This window comes from Neorhizobium descurainiae (assembly GCF_051400715.1).
Lineage (GTDB): Bacteria > Pseudomonadota > Alphaproteobacteria > Rhizobiales > Rhizobiaceae > Neorhizobium.
Genome location: NZ_JBLFFK010000022.1, coordinates 80,163 through 98,576 on the forward strand (window position 1 = coordinate 80,163; position 18,414 = coordinate 98,576).

At 60.4% G+C, this 18,414-nt stretch carries 16 protein-coding genes and 1 pseudogene; 13 read left to right on the plus strand and 4 right to left on the minus strand.

Going from position 1 to position 18,414, the window contains the following annotated elements:
- The first annotated feature begins 395 nt into the window (after positions 1-395).
- The 11 genes from ACMGE0_RS27455 (at position 396) to ACMGE0_RS27505 (ending at position 12,483) form a co-directional block, all read left to right on the plus strand.
- Positions 396-1,007, plus strand: a complete 612-nt coding sequence (locus ACMGE0_RS27455) for a hypothetical protein (RefSeq protein ID WP_436819061.1) — start codon at positions 396-398, stop codon at positions 1,005-1,007.
- A 510-nt stretch (positions 1,008-1,517) separates the two neighbouring features.
- A complete protein-coding gene (locus tag ACMGE0_RS27460) occupies positions 1,518-2,672 on the plus strand; it encodes an efflux RND transporter periplasmic adaptor subunit (RefSeq protein ID WP_436819062.1) in 1,155 nt (384 codons plus the stop codon).
- A gap of 1 nt (position 2,673) precedes the next feature.
- Entirely contained in the window at positions 2,674-5,802 is a 3,129-nt protein-coding gene (locus tag ACMGE0_RS27465; protein WP_436819063.1) for an efflux RND transporter permease subunit, read from the plus strand.
- A 4-nt stretch (positions 5,803-5,806) separates the two neighbouring features.
- The gene (locus ACMGE0_RS27470) at positions 5,807-5,935 is read left to right on the plus strand and encodes a hypothetical protein (protein WP_436819064.1); all 129 of its coding nucleotides are present in this window, start codon (positions 5,807-5,809) and stop codon (positions 5,933-5,935) included.
- Positions 5,936-6,247: 312 nt separating this feature from the next.
- Positions 6,248-7,042, plus strand: a complete 795-nt coding sequence (locus ACMGE0_RS27475) for a MipA/OmpV family protein (protein ID WP_436819065.1) — start codon at positions 6,248-6,250, stop codon at positions 7,040-7,042.
- Positions 7,043-7,142: 100 nt separating this feature from the next.
- Positions 7,143-7,556, plus strand: a complete 414-nt coding sequence (locus tag ACMGE0_RS27480) for a hypothetical protein (protein WP_436819066.1) — start codon at positions 7,143-7,145, stop codon at positions 7,554-7,556.
- Positions 7,557-7,576: 20 nt separating this feature from the next.
- A complete protein-coding gene (locus ACMGE0_RS27485; protein ID WP_436819067.1) occupies positions 7,577-8,359 on the plus strand; it encodes a PoNe immunity protein domain-containing protein in 783 nt (260 codons plus the stop codon).
- A 70-nt stretch (positions 8,360-8,429) separates the two neighbouring features.
- Positions 8,430-9,101, plus strand: coding sequence for a response regulator transcription factor (locus ACMGE0_RS27490; protein WP_436819068.1), 672 nt, complete (start codon positions 8,430-8,432; stop codon positions 9,099-9,101).
- Entirely contained in the window at positions 9,098-10,438 is a 1,341-nt protein-coding gene (locus ACMGE0_RS27495) for a sensor histidine kinase (protein WP_436819079.1), read from the plus strand. The genes ACMGE0_RS27490 and ACMGE0_RS27495 overlap by 4 nt, the downstream gene beginning before the upstream one ends.
- A gap of 233 nt (positions 10,439-10,671) precedes the next feature.
- A complete protein-coding gene (locus ACMGE0_RS27500) occupies positions 10,672-11,478 on the plus strand; it encodes a DUF3313 domain-containing protein (RefSeq protein ID WP_436819080.1) in 807 nt (268 codons plus the stop codon).
- 630 nt (positions 11,479-12,108) lie between these two features.
- Positions 12,109-12,483, plus strand: coding sequence for a hypothetical protein (locus tag ACMGE0_RS27505; RefSeq protein ID WP_436819069.1), 375 nt, complete (start codon positions 12,109-12,111; stop codon positions 12,481-12,483).
- A 449-nt stretch (positions 12,484-12,932) separates the two neighbouring features.
- Here ACMGE0_RS27505 and ACMGE0_RS27510 read toward each other — a convergent pair whose 3' ends face one another.
- Together ACMGE0_RS27510 and ACMGE0_RS27515 are read right to left on the minus strand one after the other, a co-directional pair.
- Positions 12,933-14,186 carry an FAD-dependent monooxygenase gene (locus tag ACMGE0_RS27510; RefSeq protein WP_436819070.1) on the minus strand — a complete coding sequence of 418 codons (1,254 nt, stop codon included), beginning with the start codon at positions 14,184-14,186 and terminating at the stop codon, positions 12,933-12,935.
- Positions 14,187-14,287: 101 nt separating this feature from the next.
- Positions 14,288-14,455, minus strand: coding sequence for a hypothetical protein (locus ACMGE0_RS27515; RefSeq protein ID WP_436819071.1), 168 nt, complete (start codon positions 14,453-14,455; stop codon positions 14,288-14,290).
- Positions 14,456-15,070: 615 nt separating this feature from the next.
- Between ACMGE0_RS27515 and ACMGE0_RS27520 the strand changes: the two genes are divergently transcribed.
- Entirely contained in the window at positions 15,071-15,667 is a 597-nt protein-coding gene (locus ACMGE0_RS27520) for a TetR/AcrR family transcriptional regulator (RefSeq protein WP_436819072.1), read from the plus strand.
- A gap of 195 nt (positions 15,668-15,862) precedes the next feature.
- Here the strand turns inward: ACMGE0_RS27520 and ACMGE0_RS27525 are convergent.
- Both ACMGE0_RS27525 and ACMGE0_RS27530 read right to left on the minus strand, forming a co-directional pair.
- Positions 15,863-16,044: pseudogene (locus ACMGE0_RS27525) on the minus strand (transposase domain-containing protein); the annotation flags it as partial.
- A gap of 414 nt (positions 16,045-16,458) precedes the next feature.
- Positions 16,459-17,013 (minus strand): NAD(P)H-dependent oxidoreductase, encoded by a 555-nt coding sequence (locus tag ACMGE0_RS27530; protein ID WP_436819073.1) that lies wholly within the window; start codon positions 17,011-17,013, stop codon positions 16,459-16,461.
- Between the two features lie 87 nt (positions 17,014-17,100).
- On the opposite strand from ACMGE0_RS27530, the gene ACMGE0_RS27535 reads away from it, so the two are divergent.
- Positions 17,101-18,024, plus strand: coding sequence for a LysR substrate-binding domain-containing protein (locus tag ACMGE0_RS27535; protein ID WP_436819074.1), 924 nt, complete (start codon positions 17,101-17,103; stop codon positions 18,022-18,024).
- Positions 18,025-18,414 lie beyond the last annotated feature (390 nt).

Below are 18,414 nucleotides of genomic sequence, written 5' to 3' on the forward strand. Positions count from 1 at the left end.
GATCCTGATCTGGGGAGGCTTCACGCCCAGTCCCTTGCTGGTAAAGCAGAAGGTCCGACAAATCCCGCCGAGCCCACTCAGAACCTCACGGAGTTCGCTTCCTGTGCTTGGCCGTGCAGAGGCCGCAACGACCGGATGTCCAGCTACAGCGTTCGGGAATTGCTTCAAGCAGATTGGATGTCGCTGCAGCATCTCATTGTAGTGGTCATGGCACGGCTGCCGAACGATGCCTCGAGCAGCGGCACAGCTTCATATCGAACATCGGCCGCTTCGCATTCAATAGAGACAGCGATACCGTGGGCAGATCTTGTTGTCCTGTAATGTCACTGCAATCCACGAGGATGATCGTCACATCGAAGCTAATTTGCAATTCACCATTCGAGTAAGAGGAAACGATGAGCGACGACCATAGCCATATTTTGATAAAACTGATCTCGGGTCTCGCTTCGGTGGTTGCGACCTTGTTATTCCCTTATGCCACTTTCGCCGCAGATGAGATCGAAGCGATGAGCCGCGATCTCCGTTCATGGGCGGTGAGCGCTGATTTATGCACGTTGTGTGCGGGCTACGTGCGCGCGATACCAAGCCGAACTTGTCCTGCGCGCCACCGTGGACTTCAAAGATGCTTCCGCATGAGTATGTCATTGACCTCGGTTCGAGACCTTTGCACTCATGCCGCCGTGCTGCTCGGCATCCTTCTAATGTCGTCGCAATCAGTAGTGGCCGCGCCGCCGAGTCCTCAGGTCAAGGAAATCTGCGGAGCGAAAATGCGGTCCCTTTGCCTTCGACCTTGGCGGCTCACGCCGGATGCCATCTCAAACTGCATGGAAGAAAATAAATCTAAGCTGTCTCCGGAATGCCAGGCTTTTTGGGTGACAGCCCACATCTGCCAGCAGGAAATGAAGCAGATATGCGGAGGGCTAAACCCCCTCACAATCAAAAGCTGCCTGAAGAACTCGCGCGACAAGTTTTCGCAAATGTGCCAGGAGACACTCAAGGTCGACTAAGAAAGGCCGCTACAGGCCGCGAAATACGGCGTGGCGAAAAGACGTAGCTCGTCGAAGGGTGTCTGCGGAAATTTGCGTTTCGCGGAATAGTGAACCGACGACTGCGTTGCCGGGATCAGTCCGCTTCAAATGGCTGCCTGGGCTCCGAACCCGGCCCAGATGTCCGAATGGGTGGCGTATCAACGCGACGGGCACGTGACACTGCACTTTCGATGGGCTGGCTCCACCGTCGCCCCCTGCCCCTTGCGGTAGTGCAACGCCGCAGCGGCTGGAGCGCTTCCAAATGAAATGGTCGGCGGTCGGTATCGGCAAAGAGGGCTTCGGTGAGAGACTGAAAGCCATTGCCTCCGCCGGTTCAAGAAGGCACGGCCGCATGCGCACAAGCGCGCAGGTCGAAATCGGAAGGTAATGCTGCCGCAATTGTCCATCTCCAAGTTCTAAGGCCAAGCGATGAACATGCCGGCGCCAGTCGCGCGCCAGGATATGCTCGGTCGCAATGAGGATTCGACAATGACACTTAAATGGACGAGGCGATCGATGATGGCGGCAGCACTTCTCGCATGCGCTTATGCCGCCATCGTCACGATTGATCCGGCCGGCGGCACGAGCGATCCGAACGATCGCCTGAAAAAGGTCGTTGCCTCCGTGGAAGCGGCGAGCGCCAGACCGCCGCTCGAACTCTCCCCGATGGAAATCGCCAAGGTTGAGCCGATGGCTCTTTCCGAACGTCTTCGCGTCAGCGGCGAAATCCGCCCGTTCAACCAGGCGACCCTGCGCGCCCGAAGCGGCGGCCGCATCGTTCAGTCCGACGTCCGGGAAGGTCAGGCGGTCAAGGCCGGCGACGTCCTGGTCCGGTTCGAGGTCGAGGATCTCCATTCGGTCCTCAATCAGAAGGAAGCCGACCGGCAGGGGGCGGTGTCCGACCTGCTTCTGGCGATGCAATCGCTTGCCAGGATCGAACAGCTGGCCGGCAAGAATGTCGCAAGCCAGGAGCAGCTCGAAAGGGCAAGAGGCGAGGTCGGCGCCGCAAAGGCGCGGCTGGACAGCCTTTCGGCGCAGGTGGAAATCGCCCGCATCGCGTTGCGCGACGCCGATGTACTTGCTCCCTTCGACGGCACCGTCTCGAAATTGTCCGTCGGCCGCGGCGCGCGCGTCGGGGCGGATGCGGAGCTCCTGACGCTCGTCGACGTTAGCGTGATGGAGGCGAAGGTCCTGGTCTCGACGCGAGACGTTTCGCGCGTTGCCGTCGGGCAAGAGGCGGAACTGCGCATCGACGGCATCGAGCAGCAGACAATTTTAGGGACGGTCGCCCGGATCAATCCGACGGCCCAAGAGGGCAGTCGCTCCGTCGCCGTCTATATCCGCTTGGCGCACGAGGATCCGCGCCTGAAGGGAGGCATGTTCGTGACCGGTACGATCCTCGTGCGTCAGGCCGAGGATGCGATCGCCGTTCCGATCGCCTCGCTCCGGCAGGACCGGGACGGTGCCTACGTCCTCAAGCTGTCCGACGACCTCCTCGTTCGCCAGCCGGTGACCGTCATCTCCAGATGGCACGACGACGAGACGGCGCAGATCCTAGGGCTTGTGCGCGGCGACGTCGTCGTGACCGCCCCTTTGCGGGAGCTGCATCCCAGCCTCGCCGTCAGGATGACGGAGGCTGGCTGAGATGTTTCTGACGCGCGTTTCCGTTGACCATCCCGTCTTCGCCACCATGATGATGGTGGTCCTCGTGGTGCTCGGGCTCTTCTCCTACAATCGGCTCGGCGTCGATCAGTTTCCCAATGTCGATGTTCCGGTCGTGGTGGTCACCACCGCCTATGCCGGGGCTTCCCCCGAAACCGTGGAGATCGAGGTGACGAAGCCGATCGAGGAAGCCCTCAGCACGATCGGCGGAATCGAGGAAGTCACCTCGACCTCCTACGAGGGCCGCTCGGTGGTAATCGCAAGCTTCAAGCTCGAAGTGGAAAGCGCGATCGCGGCGCAAGACGTCCGCGACAAGGTCGCCGCCCTTAACGCGGAACTTCCGGACGAAGCCGATACGCCGGTCGTGTCGCGATTCAACCCCTCGGACGAGCCTGTTCTTTCCGTCGTGATCAACTCGACCTCACTCGACGTGCCGGACCTGACCAGCCTCGCCGAACGGCATCTCGTGCGTGCACTCGCGACCGTCTCCGGCGTAGGACAGGTCACGCTGGTCGGCGGACAAAAACAGCAGGTCGTCATCCGCCTTGACGAAACAAGGCTAAACGCCCTCGGCATCGGCGTGAATGAGGTCGTCGACGCGATCAGGGCCAACAACCGGAACCGACCTGCCGGCAGCATGATCAACGGGATCTCCGAGCGCGGACTGCAAATCCGCGGTCGGGTACGGGTCCCCAGGGAATTTCTGGAGGTGATCGTCGCCCGACGGGGGGGAGCCGCCATCCATCTTGCCGACGTCGCCGCCATTGAAACGGATCCGGCGGATCCGGAAAGCCGGGCAATCATCAACGGCGTCACCTCGCTCGCGGCCGATATCGTCAAGGTCCAGGATGCCAACACCGCGCAGGTCGTTGCCGACGTACGCGCCCGGCTCGGTCAGCTCAGCGCGGAATTCGCGGGCCAGGACGTAGAGCTCAAGATCGTCAAGGACGCATCGAAGCCAATCGTAGAGTCGCTGGCCGAGGTCCGCTCGACCCTGATCGAAGGCGCCGCCTTGGCCGTCGCCATCGTGTTTCTGTTCCTGAACTCGTGGCGCAGCACCGTCATTACGGCCCTGACGCTGCCGATCTCGATGATCGGAACGCTTGCGGTCATCGACCTTCTGGGCTTTACGCTGAACATGCTGAGCCTGCTCGCCCTGACATTGTCGATCGGCATCTTGGTCGACGATGCGATCGTTGTGCGCGAAAACATCACGCGGCATCTGCATATGGGCAAGTCGCACTTTCGCGCCGCCTTGGACGGAACACGCGAGATCGGCTTGGCGGTCCTGGCGACCACTGCAACGATCGTCGCGGTCTTCCTGCCGGTCGCCTTCATGGAAGGCATGGTGGGCCGCTTCTTCTACGAGTTCGGCGTGACGGTTTCGGCGGCCGTCCTGATTTCGCTTTTTGTCGCCTTCACGCTCGATCCGATGCTGTCCAGCGTATGGCATGATCCGGACGCCGCACCGGATGCGGCACGCGGTCCCGTCGGCCGGGTTGTCGCGCGCTTCGACCACGGCTTCAAGACGCTTTCGGAACACTATCGGTTGATCATCCGCTGGACGCTGCGCCATCGTCTCATTGTCCTGGGGCTGACTGGCACCATCTTCGTCGGCAGCATTTTCATGGTCCCGCTCGTCGGCGTCGAATTCGTCGCCGCCGGGGACGAAGGCCGATTCCAGATTACCGTCACGACGCCGGCCGATTCCTCGCTCGACTATACGACCGCGAAACTCGGCCAGGTGGAGACGGCTCTGCGGGAGTTTCCGGAGGTGGCCTTGGTCTATTCGACCGTCAACACTGGCGGCAGCCCGGGCAGGCATAAGGCCACCCTGCTGGTCAGCCTCGTGCCGCATGAGGCGCGCGAGCGCACGCCTGTCGAATTGGCGGATCCCATCCGCAGGCGGCTCTCGGTCATTCCCGGGATCGAAATTGCGATCATCCAGGAGGGTCTCGCCGGCGGTGCAAGCCCGATCCAAATCAGCGTGCTCGGCGACGACCGAACCGTGCTCGACAAGGTTGCCGCGGACCTGATCGCCGGGATGCGTGGCATTCCCGGCATCGTCGACATCAACTCGAGCGCCGAGGAGGAGAAATCGATCCTGTCCGTTCGCCTGAAGCGCGAGCAGGCAAGCGATCTCGGCATCGATCTCGCAATGCTTGCGGACATGCTTTCGGCGCTTGTCGGCGGCGAAGACGTCGCCACATGGTCGGACGAACTTGGAGAAACCCGCGATGTCGTCGTGCGGCTCCCGCAGGATCAGCGCGCGAACCTCGCCGCCATCCGTCAGCTGACGCTTAAATCGTCGAGCTCGCACGAAGACGCACAGCCCGCTCTGGTGCGGCTCGATCAGGTCGCCGACATCGATCTCGCTCCGGCCGCATCGGAAATCCGCCGCCTGGACCAAATGCGCGAGGTCAGGATCGCTGCCGACGTTTCCGGCCGGGTAGTCGGAGATGCGACGGAGGATCTCGAAGCCCTCGTCGCCCGCCAGAAGCTGCCGTCCGGATACCGGATCAAGTTCGGCGGAGATGCCGAGGACATCGGCAAGGCGGCGACCAGCATGCTGAAGGCGCTGGTCATGGCGGTCATCTTCATCTATGTCGTGCTGGCGTCGCAATTCGAAAGCTTCAGTCAGCCGATCGCCATCATGGCGGCGCTTCCCCTATCGCTCGTGGGCGTGCTTGCCGGATTGCTGGTCGCCGGAAGCACGATCAACATGTTCTCGATGATCGGCTTCATCATGCTGATGGGGCTCGTGACCAAGAACGGCATTCTGCTGGTCGATTTCGCCAACCGGGAACGCCGGCGCGGACTGCCGCTCTGCGAAGCGCTGGAGAATGCCGGCATGGTGCGGTTGCGCCCAATCGTCATGACGACGCTCGCGATGATCTTCGGCATGCTGCCGCTCGCCATGGCGGCTGTAGGCGCCGGCGCACAGCGGGCGCCCATGGCGCACGCCGTGATCGGCGGCCTGCTCAGTTCGACCATCCTGACGCTCGTCGTCGTTCCTGTCGTCCTCTCATTGATCGACAGCGTAAGGCTTAGGGTCACGCGCCGCCCACGCAGGGCTTCACGGCAGCGTTCCGATGCCACGCAGGCGAGATAGCTCGATGGGCGGCAAGAAGAGATTTCTATCGCGCCTTTTCGGGCGGGTGTTGCTTTCGGCGCTGATGTTCGCAGCGCTGCTCGGTGGTCCGATCGTCATGCTGATCATCATTTCCGGGCGAATGCTTCAATAGCAGCAAGCAGACGAGACCGCTTGCTTGGCTCGCCGGCCTCGCCCGCAGTCAGTCCACCGCCGCGCTGCGGCTGTCGGTACCGCCTCCAGCGTTTGGAGTTTCGCGTTGTAATGCAGCGGCAATTCTCCTCCCCCACTCTTCTCGCGCAAACCGCCTGCTTGCGGTTTCTGCGCAGTCAAAACAGGAGATATCCAAGTGACCACAGATAAACGACTTCGCCATGAAACAGCGAGGTCCGAAGCCTTCGCGCGTGTCCCTTTCGTCTCAATGCGTGACCGAAGGCAGACCAATATAGCGTTCGCGGCGCTTGCGATGGCTTGGATGCTGTCTCCGGCCGCCGCGCTCGCCGCCGACTTCAATACCGGGGAAGCCGACATCCCCGTCGCGAGCCAGGAGGAGGAACGCGTCGGCGGCATTCGCGGAAAGCTTCACGACTGGAAGGTGACGGCCGGCTTCGGCGCAGTCTATCTTCCCGAGTACGAAGGGTCGGACGAATATGAGGTCCAGCCTTTCCCGCTCATCTCCGCGCAATTCGGCGACCGCGTCTTCCTCGATACGGACGGGCTGAAGGTCGACGTCTGGAAGCAGAGCGGTTTCCGGTTCGCCATCACCGGCGGCGTCGACATGGGCCGAAAGGAGGACGATTCCGATTACCTTCGCGGTCTGGGCGATATCGATCCGGGCGGTGTGGTCGGAGGCCTGGTGAGCTTCGAGACGGGGCCTTTCGAGTTCTATGCTGCGCTCGACAAAACGATCGGCGGCAGCGAGGGGCTGACAGGCACCATCGGAACGAAAGCCTCCTATCAGTACGAACGATTCATCTTCTCGGCCGATCTCTCGGGCACCTGGGCCGACGACAAGCACATGGAATCCTATTTCGGGATCAACGCCGCCCAGTCGGCGCGCTCCGGTCTCGCCGAGTACGAAGCCGAGGCCAGTTTCAAGCGCGTCGATATCAAGGGAACGATCACGTATCTGTGGACCGAGCACTGGATGGTCACTGGGGCCGCGGGCGCGGGCTTCCTGCTGGGGGATGTCAAAGACAGTCCGATCGTCAAGGAGGACGTCCAGCCCTTCGCCATGCTCGGCGTCGGCTACCGGTTCTAAGGCGCCACCAAAAGACATCGCGGCAAGCCGATCGCCGCGATGTTGGCTTTACATCGCAACCAGCTCTGCCGACCGGCAGCGTCTTCCATCGGATCTTTCAGTGCAATCGTCTCGCGAACCAGGACCGATCGCCGTCCTCCTTTATGCCAAACAGCCGGATATCGCCGCCCGCATCGGCGAACTGCTGACGTCTCACGGCATGGCCGTCACGACGGCCGTCACGGTGTCCGAACTTCAGGATGCGGCGGGGATCGGACGCTTCGACGTGACAGCGGCCCACACGACCGGTATCCAGACGATACGCCAAATCACCGCGCTTCCGGTGGTCAATATCGACGCCTTTGTTTTCCAGAGCGCCGCACGGGCCGACGACACGAAAGCCGCAAGCCGATTCGACACGGCTGCGTTCGTAAAGCGGCTCTTCGACGTCGCCAGTCCGAGAAAGACAGGGCGGTCTTCTTCCGAAGACGAGGCCCGCACTGTCCTGATCGATCCGGAGGGACCGGCGAGGTGAGACCCGCAGCGAAAAAAGACGTGAAACATCAAATCAAGAGCCAAGGATACTTTACCACCTACCTTGCGGTAAACGCGGAACTCGCCGAGGAGCTTGCTTTCAGCGCCGACGACCCCCGGCTCGACCCTCACAAGCGGTTGGGGTTTGCGTGGGATCTGTTCCGCACGTCCTGTCAAAACGCCGTCGCCGGCTTTTCGGCGCATCGCGCACATGCCGAGGTGCTAGATTTGGTCCACAGCGCACTCGACGCCTTGTCGATGATCCTTCGGCTGAACAGACTTTTCGGCGGGCGACCCGGCGATCGCAGGCTTCAAGGCGCTACGATCGACGAACTATGCCGCATCCTTGCCTGGTGCATTCTCTTCGAAGTCCCTCGCCACAAATGCACCCTTGTGCTGGAATTTCTCGCGCATGCGCCGCTGCAGGGACTGTTCTGCGACGCGCTGGTTGACGCGCTCGCGGGATATCTCGGAAGGCGGCCTCACGATCCGTCCCGGCGGCTGCTTTGGCCCGATCCCTATTCGAGCCTATATCGGTGCTTTATTGTGGAGGGCGAGGACCGGGCCTTGCAACTCGGCGCTTTCGTGCAGCGATGGTACACGGCCAAGAGCGACGCTCATTGGCACGAGAACCATCTTTCGAAATACGACGAGTATTTCGGCTACTGGTGTTTCGAGGCCGCGGCGGTTGCCAGACTCCTCGACATTCCCGACGATCATCTCAAGGACCATCCGAACTATCCCTACGATGCCCGACATGGAATGACGACGCCGGTGCGCCCTGGAGCGATAATGCGCGCATAAGTCCTTCGTCTCTTGTAATGCTGCCGCAATCCTGGCGGTTGAGAAGGCAGCGAGAGAAAGCGACGGAACGATGAGACTTCTTTTGATCGAGGACGAGAGGGAACTGGCCGCGGCGCTCGCGGTCGCGCTGAGCAAGCATGGCATCGTCACCGACCAAACGGCGAGCCTTGCCGATGCCTTCGAATTGACGCTACAGAATGACTACGACGCCATCCTCCTCGACCGTCGTCTGCCCGATGGCGAAGGACTGACGCTCATTCCGAAGTTGCGGGGCTCGGGGCGAGATACGCCGATCATCGTGATGACGGCCAGAAACGAGCCGTTGGAGCGCGTCAAGGGTCTGGACATCGGCGCCGACGACTATCTCGGCAAACCGTTTCTTGTCGAGGAACTGATGGCGCGCGTCAGGGCGGTGCTCCGCCGCCCGACGAACCTTGCCGAACCTGTCGTGACCGTCGGGCGTATGAGCATTGATCCGCTCAACTTGAGCGTCGCGATCGATGCCGCTCCGTTCGATCTTCCAAGGCGTGAACTTCTAGTTCTCGTCGCGCTCGCCAAGCGCAAAGACAAGACGGTCCTGCGCTCGACACTGGAGGCCGCCGTCTACAACTACGAGGAAGAGATCCAGTCCAACGCGCTCGACGCGCATATCTCGAGGCTGCGCAAGCGATTGCTTGATGCCGGCGCCGGCATCGCCATCCATAACATCCGCGGGGTCGGATATCTGCTGAAGGACGAATAACAGGCGTGGCGAAAACATCGAACCCCTCTCTGTGGTGGCGGCTGAGCTGGCAGCTCAGCCTGGTGATCGTCGCCGTGGTTGCCGCGGTGATCATCGGGCTTTGCGTATGGGCGACCACGATCATGTCGCCGAACATGGCGATGGAGGAAACGGTCGGGGCGGTCATCAGCGAAGCTGCGGCACGCGACGATCAGGGACGTTTCCTGCTGCGGGAAACGCCAGGGCTTCAGGCCCTCAAGCAGCAGAATGCCACGCTCTGGTTCGTCGCGGCCACCACAGAAGGCGCTCATGTCTCCTATGGAACCATCCCGCCGGCCTACGCCCAATTGGCGGGGCTGGTGCATTTGTTCGATGATGCCGACATCCGAGGATCGGCCGTCACCAGAGAGATCGCGACGATCGACAGCGCAGAAACGGCGATCGGTGAGGTCAGGATACTCTCCGGCGGCGCAAGCAGCAAAGGCTGGCCGGTCCTGGCGTTGTTTCTGCGAGCCTATCCGATTTACGTGTCGTTGATCGCGATCACGCTGCCTGCGATTTTTCTTGCCGTTCCGCAGATCGTCAGACGCGCCCTTGCAAAGGTAAGCGACGTCGCGCAGAAAGCCTCGGAGATCGAGCCGCACCGACCGGATACGCGCTTGCCCGTCGAGGGGGTTGCGCGGGAAGTTGCTCCCCTCGTCATCGCATTCAACGGTGCGCTCGAGCGACTTGAGAGCGAATTTCGAAAACGCCAGCGCTTCCTAATCGATGCTGCCCATGAGCTCAGGACGCCGATCGCCATCATGCAGACCCGCATCGACGGAATGCCGGAAGGCGTGGAACGCGGGCGGATGCTTAAAGACGTCGCGCGCCTGGCCGACACGGCCGAACAGCTTCTTGCTTTCGAACGAAACGACCAGGCGACCGACCTCCATGAGACGGTCGATCTCGTCGAAATCGCCCAGACGGTGGTGGCCGACCTCGCCCCGCTGGCGATCGGGGCCGGCTATCAGATTTCCCTGCAAAGCGACGTCGAACGTCTCGTGCGCCAGGGCAGCCCCTCCGCCCTGGAACGCGCAATCAGCAATCTGGTCCGCAATGCGATCGAATATGGCGGCAACACCGGCGCAATCACCATCTCGGTGTCCGCCGACGGCCGGATCGGCGTGACCGACGAGGGAAGCGGCATTCCCGCCGATCAGCAGGAACTGGTGTTCCAACCCTTCTACCGGGTTGCTCCCAGCAGCAAGGGCGCCGGCTTGGGTCTGAGCCTCGTCAAGCAGATCGTCGAAAATCACGACGGCGGTGTCAGCCTAAAGAGCGGTCCGACGGGAACCGAAGTAACGATCCGGATCTGACGGCCGGGTCCCTCGCCTGTCTTGGCTTAGCCGTTCGTTGCTGCCCCGACGCCTCTTCCTGCGCCCGGTGCGGCAAGGCCAGCCCTGTCGATTTTTGTAATGCTGCGGCAATTGTTGCTGACCACTGTCCTTCGCACAGTCAACGACGGAGGCCAGTGAGCGTGCGCAGCAATTCCAGCAAATTTCGCCTGTCATTCCCCTTTTCGATCGGACACTTTTTCCTGTCGTCGATCATGCTGCTTCTGGCCGCTGCGGCTGCTGGATGCACGTCCGTGCCGATCAAACAGGCCGGTACACTCGGCTCCTACAGCAAGCTCAGCCCTCCCAAAGGGACGCTGGCAAAAAAGCAGATCTATGTCGACGGCCGCCATCTCGCGCAGGTGAAAACCGTAAAGATCCTGCCGACGACCTTCTCCTTCAGTGCTGCATCCAAGATCAAGTCCGACGCAGACCGTTTTCTGGTGACGAACGCACTCGATCGGGCGCTCTGCGTCGCGCTCAGCGACAAGTACCAGATGGTTGCAGCCGATCAGCAGGCGGACTTGACCATTCATTCGACCGTCGCCGATATCGTCCCGACCAACAAGGCGATGGCCGGTGTTGCGACTGCGGTCAGCGTCGGCTCCGGTTTCGCGCTGCCTGTCAGCATTCCGCGTCTGCCGTTCGGATTGGGCGGGCTTGCGGTCGAGGCTGAAGCGGTCGACAGCGGCGGAATCCAGAGCGCAGCAATGATCTGGGCGCGGGGCGCGAACTCGATCCAGGACAATCCCCGCGTGTCGCAGGTCGGAGATGCCTACGGTCTGGCGACGAAGTTCGCAAGTGACTTCTCGCGGATACTGATCACGGGCAAAGAGCCGAAGGGATTGAACCTCTCGATACCTTCGCGGCAGCGCGTCAAGTCGTGGCTTGGCGGAAAACCGAAATATGCGGCCTGCGAAACGTTCGGCCGTGCTCCGGGACTAATGGGCGTCGTTGCCTCAAAATACGGTGCCCCGCCGCAATGGGTCGACAAAAAGCCGAAGCCGGTCGTGGCGCCCTGATCACTTGAGACGGGCAATGTGAAAATCGACGTGCCGCCGGCTTCGCGCCGGCGGCACGTCGGCGTTCATTCTCGTTGAAAGAGCGGCTCGTTCAGACGCCATTTTGTCGACGTCCTACTCGCCGTTCGGGCAACGTCATTTCAAAGAAGAGCGCTGGGTTGATCTTCGGATGCGTAATGCCCTCGCAATTCTTCGGCTTCACGGTCGCCGACGAGCCGCAAATGCGGCGCCTCGACCTGAGACAGGAGAAATCTATGAGCCAGGATGTTCGCCATGCATAGAAGAAGCGGATTGCCGGCTTGGTCTGAGCCGCAGTGTCCGCGCTGATGCCGTATTCCGCGTTTGCCGCCGACCCCGAAACGCTCGAGGCGATCCTCCGATGCACGCCCTTGGGGAAGTTGATCCCTTGAAACCCAACCAGCCCTGGACGCGCGAGGGTCCAAAGATTTCCAATTTCGAAAGGAATACAGCATTGATGAGTGACGGTCGGTTACAGTGGCCACGGCCCGTTCGACCTAGCCACGGCCATTATCCTCCGGACCTTTTTCCAAAACTCCACATCCGGGCGGACCCGTCGGGAGCACAACATCGGCACGTCGACGACGAGCCCTCAGATCCGAAAGGAATGTCATGTCCACAGAGCGCCTGGTCGCCGATCCCTGCCCTCGCCGCTTCCTCATCGCGTTCGTCATCGCCCTTCTGTCTCTGGTGGCTCGACCGGCCTTAGGCGAAGACTTTCTAGCCGGCGTGGTCGCCGACGGCAAGCCGTGGGAGATGTTCATCGTAAAGCGGAGAGCATCCAACATCCTTGTGTTACGTCCTGACGGCGGTGGAACCATTAGCGACAACATAGCGACTATCCATCCCACATGGCGGGCTGTGCCTGGGGGAATCTGCATCAGGCCGGAACAGAGCGAAGCGGAGAGGTGCCTGGCGCTGACTCGAACGACGAGCGGGATTGCCGCCTCGCAAATGGGCAAGACCGTGTGGATCCTGAAACGCTGATGCACGCCGCGGCATTGCGCATTGCTTACACGTGTATCCTCCGTGACTATGGGGAGCTGGCGGTTCATCCTCGACAGACCGAGGGATATCGTGAAGAGGCGACAGCTGGCAGCATCTTATATCCGGCGCTCGCTCTATTGAAGTCGATTTTCGACGACATCGACCGCTTTCAGGAGCTTGAGGAATTTCGCGCGAAGAGGATGAGTCGTAGTACCTGCAGCATCTGTCGGCTTGCCTCCAATTGAGATACATTCATAATATCGGCCGCCCGCCGGCTGCTGCCGGTTGTTGAAACCAAGATAGGGTATCGCAACTAGCGAAGGTCGAGCGATATATCCGGCACCAGGCGAATGCTTTCAACTTGCGCCGCTATCGCCCTTTCTCCCGCGCCAGCGGAAGAAAAGGCGCCTCGGCCCTTTCTTCCAGAGGATGCTCCTGAAGTGTCAGCCTCAGTCGCTGCCGTCGATCTCAGGCACTAGCGCAGCGCTATAATCCGGCAGGCGAAGCGAGCTATGCACGGTCCGGGAATCATCACCGGGCATCGTTCCGCTGCCCTGCGCCTGACGGCCAGCGAGAGCTCGATTGCGTGCGTTTAGCTCATCCTCAGTACGGGGGAGCAGGAAAGACGCGCCGCTACCAGCCAATGCTTGATTAGCCTCAGCGAAGGGCCGCATGAGCTTTTCATAGCTTGCAAAGGCACGGGTCGGGTCCTGATTGATCGCCAGTTCCCCAGCGAGGATGTACGCCCCGACAAGTGCGATGCTAGAACCCTGGCCGGAAAGAAATGAAGGCGCAAAAGCGGAGTCGCCCACAAGCCCGACGCGGCCCTTGGACCATTGCTCAAGATGAATTTGGCTGACGACATCGTAGTAGAAGTCATCCGCCTTTTGCAGGGCGTCGACAAGACGAGGCACTTCCCAACCGACGCCGGCGAACATTTCCGCCGTCAAGCGGCGCTGACTCTTTTCATCTTGGCTTGCCGTGATGGGCGGGGCCTCGGAAGCAAATGTCAGGAAAGCGTGCAGAGTGTCGGTATCTCCGGACGCCGAAAGGACAGCGAACCTGCCTGGCGTGGCGAATGCGATTGATTCATGCGACAGGCCAAGAAAGTTCGGCATCGTGAAGCCATTGAAGCAATATCCGAGATATCGACTGAACGGCTCTTCCGGACCAAAAATCAGCCGTCGCGTGTTCGAATGAAGACCATCCGCGCCGATGACCACGTCGAAGCGATGCGGCTCGCTATTCTTGAAGGTCACGTCCACGCCGTTGCCATCGTCTTTGATCGACTCGATTGAGTCATTGAACAAATATTGAATCGACTCTCGCTGCGTGAGAGCGAAGAGCAGTTCGGTGAGGTTGCCGCGTGGTAGTTCGATGTCTCTGCCTTCCTCGCTGCCCGTCAATTCCTCGGGTCGGATGCGGCCCGCTACATCGCCGTCTGGATTGAGAAAGGTTATCTCTCGCGAGCCGATGTGCGCCGCCTGGAGCTGGGGGTAGATCCCCATCTGGTCCACGACGTCAACCGCCGTTCCACGCACGTCGATCGCGTAGCCACCCCCTCGAACGGCTTCAGAGCGCTCCACCACCGTGACGTTGAAGCCATATCTCGAAAGCCAATATGCAAGTGTGGGACCGGCGATACTCGCACCGGAAATCAAAACGCTGAACCTGCGGCCCGACTGGCTTCCATCATCATCCATTATAAAGCTCCGGACAATTAAGATGCTGTCTGTATCTTACGGCGAAGTGGTTTGCCTTTCAATAAGATTCACTGTGCATCTTATTGTCTGAGGTCGACGGCCTATCCGTCTGTCGCCGCGATGGCCTTGATGGCACCAAAATTCTCAATCAGATAAGGCTCCAGTGTCGCGCTCAGCCCGAGCGCCTCCGTACATTCGGGGCTAAACCGATCGACCAGAATCATTCCCACCAAGCCGGAATCGCGTCCGGACACTTCGGCATGCAGCATGTTTAGACTTGCCGCCTAGTGGCGAACCAATCCGATCCATGGACGGTACATTTCCGATCTTGCCGAACGGTGTTTCTCCAGTCACCAACAATGGCTGAAATCATCCCCGAAATCCGACCCGAGAGCATACGCATCTCCAACCTTTGAGACGGTGGGCGAACTGAGGAGCGCGTTGGCACCACGCGCCCATACCATCGTCGCTTCCTGCCCCCTCGTCGGACTGGAAGTCCTCCGCTTCTATGGTGAGACTTCCAAGCCCGATTGGAAGTCGCGGAACTGGAACAGGCACGCCAACGGCCCTTGGAATCATGCTGGCGACCGCAGACGCACCGGCCGCGAGTTCGTTTGTGGCGGTGACATGAGTAATGACCGTGTAAACGGTCAAATACGCAGGCAGCGCCTATTGCGGCGCGTTTTGGCGTTGTCGGCATTTTCCTTCAGGCCGGCTACTTCCAACCTGTCCGCGCACCACGCACACCCGCACAAGATTCGCGCCGCATTTTATGGACGGGTCGGCCGGCCGGTTCTGGGATATCCAGTGATTGTTGGTGGAGCCCGAATAGGGTACACCTTGTACCTACAAACCGTCAGGATTCGGACGTCTCGATTAGCGAAATGCAGAAAACTAAAGCAGAGCGGCGGCGTGGCGCAGCGCTCGAGAATGCATTGCTGGAAGCTGCTTGGCTCGAACTCGAGCAACAAGGTTATGCGAACTTCACGTTGGAGGGAGTTGCGCAACGCGCGGGCACGAGCCGCCCGGTCCTTGCCCGAAGATGGCCTAGTCGCGCTGAACTGGTAGCCGCCGCGCTCGGACGTTACCTTGCCGAAAATCCGGTCACCATCCCCGATTTGGGAAGCGTGCGGGAGGAACTGGCTCTCCTTCTCCGCAAGTGGTCCGAGCGCGCGACCCCAGCTCCGGTAAAGTTCATGGTCGATATGAGGAATGACCTGACGCTGAATCAGTCGAACTTCTCAAACCTGAGATGCTTAATCGTCAACGATTCGGGCGAATCGCGCATCGTCCAGGAAATTCTGCAGCGTGGCGTTGATCGCGGAGAGGTCGATCCCACCAAGTTGTCCCCACGAGTGGTGTCCGTACCAACGGACTTGGCAAGGCATGAGATATTCATGACAATGGCGCCCATCTCCGACCAAGCAATCATTGAAATCCTTGATCTTGTATTCCTGCCGCTTGTTTTAAAGCATGCGTAGCGATTACGGCCCCGCAATCACCTTGGCGAAACAGTGTACTTCGAGCGCGATGCCGTCTCGCCAATTCGAAGATCATCGCTCAGTGCTTGCGCCATCATCCCACTTTTTCGAGGTGGATGTTGATTCATTTTCGGTTCGCAGCGTCACCTCACGATCGATTTATTTATCACAGGACCTGCAGCAATGTGTAAGCGGTCAGCCGATGGCGTCAGGCTTGAAGTTCCAGGGCATAAGCGCCTCGATATCGGCTGCCGGCCAGCCTTGAACAATGCGGGTCAAGGTCTGAGATAGCCAGTGGAGCGGATCGACGCTGTTCATTTTGCAGGTCTGCAGCAAGGTGCCAACGTGGCCTATGTCCGTCCACCACCCTCCGAGCCGGGTTCATGATGCCGGGTTTCTGGCTTTCGAAGCAAGGGCCACCTATCCCTTCCACCCACTGGTTGACCAAACCGTATTGGTAACCGGCAATCATGAGCACAATGGTGTTCACCACCTGCTCATTCGACTGGGCTGAACGCTTCGCGCTCAGTCCGCTCTATAAAATGCGCGGTTCACATCTAGAATGGCTTTCGGTGGTGTTGAGCGATGCGCCATCCGATCATTGAACGGCAACAGCTCCCTGCCAATTATCTTTTCTCGGTCTTGCCGATAATACCGGAGCGCTTGCTGGAGAAAGGAACCGTATGCTTTAACGCAATCTCCGTCGGCTCAAGCTACGCGATATTCTCCACCTCCAAAATAGCGTCCGCTCGTCAGTTGGAAGGTCTGCGCTTCGAGTCGGTCAACACGAATCATGTAACAGCCTCCAAACGCCGTTCTAACATGGGCATCGAAAGGACTGCCGATTTGTAGTCCTCGCCCGCGCGCGTCAGCGCGGCGTCATCGAGGGTACGCACGTCATGGAGCGCGAACGGCGGTTGCCACAGCCAGCCGCATTTGCGCGCGGTGGCCCTGAGTGGCGCAAACAGCTCGTCGATCGTCCCGGCCGGGCCGCCCGGCCGGTAGCTCGCTGATGGACCCCCTGTCGTGGTCGCCGCGAGCACGGGCAGACCCGATGTCAATGCGGCGGTATCCGGCTCCCCATAGAAGATCGGCGTCAATACCGCATCCTGCCAATGTTTGAGCAGCGGTGGTGTCGAATACCAGCATAATGGGAACTGAAGCACCAGTCTGTCGGCGCGCAGCAATCGTTCGCGCTCGACCGCAAAGTCGATTTGGCCACTGGGATAAAGCGCGTAAAGCTCGGCTACTTCGAGTCCGGACTGGTCGTGCAGCCCGGCAAGCAGGGCGCGGTTGGCACGTGAGGCGGTAAAATCGGAATGGGCGAGCAGCAGCAGGGTGGTCATGTTCGACGTTCTCCTTCAACGCATCGAAAATGACGGCTGGGCCGACATTTGGCAAAATGATGTTTGTTATGCTATGGTATTCAGGCGATGAAGCTCCGTAATATCAATCTTAACCTGCTCGTGATTGTGGATGCCCTGCTGGACGAAGCGCATGTAGGTCGGGCTGCCGGTCGGCTCGGCCTGTCCCAGCCAGCCGTCTCGAACGCGCTTGCGCGGGCGCGAGTGCTATTCGGTGATCCGCTGCTGGCACGCGCGCCGCCAAACGGGCTTCGCCGAACACCGCGTGCTGAGGCAATGCGCGAGCCTCTGCGGACTGCTCTCGCCCAACTGGCTGCCATCGTTGCGGCCGGACCGCCGAATTTGACCGACCTTCGCGGCGCGGTCCGACTCGTCGCGTTCGACGTTCTCGCCGCCGCGCTCGGCGCCGCGTTGACGGTGGAGCTGGCGAAGCGGGCGCCGGGAATCGACTTGATCTTTCACCCTTGGCATGTCGGTGATGAAGTCGAGCGACTTGAACGCGGTGAGGTGGACCTCGTTGTTACCGTCGCGCCCGCCTCCCGCGGATTGCTACGGACCGAGCCGCTTGGCATATATCCCTATACCGTAATGATGCGACGCGACCATCCGGCAGCAGCGGCCGAAAGGTTCGACCTCGACTGCTGGCTAGCCTTTCCCCACGTCGTCGTTTCTGGGCACGGCGACCGGCAGGGGTCGATCGACGCGGCGCTAACTCGGATCGGGCGCCAGCGACGCGTTGCCACTGTTGCGCCCACCTTTTTGCACGCGCTGGAGCTGTTGTGTGAGACGGATCTGCTGGCCGCGTTTCCGACAGGTGTAATGGTGGGCAGCGCCGCCGCTCGGCTGACTTCCCGCCCGGTGCCGATCGCCCTTGAGCCGGTTTCGCTTCATCTCGTCCGGCACAGTCGCACTGACATGGATACCGCGGTGATGCTTGTTGCTGAGTTGATACGCGCAGTTGGCCCACAACTGCACGATCAGGAAGCCAGTTAGTTCGCCAATCTGTCCGACTGACCAGCCTCAGCGGTTGGCGCCGTACCGCTGGCGATCGTTCGTGGATGATCACACGACACGTGGCCGTCCATTCCGCTAGATCAGGACGATCTAGACGCAATTCCCTTTTTGGTACAAATCAGGCTCATCATTCTGGCCGGCAAAGATGCTAAGCTCGATAACGAGACCCTTTTCGCACCATCTGCGAGAGCGTGTTGCGGCAGTGACGCAAGAGGGGATCTCGTGTCGGACGGCGGCCAACCTGGCTTTCACTTTGCCCGCGATGATGCGTTCCAGCAAGCGACTAACCAGGCCTCAGAGTCCGTCCGAGAATTCATGAGCGGCGTGCGATCCGTCTGACGAGGGTCATGATGGATGCGGCATAAAGGA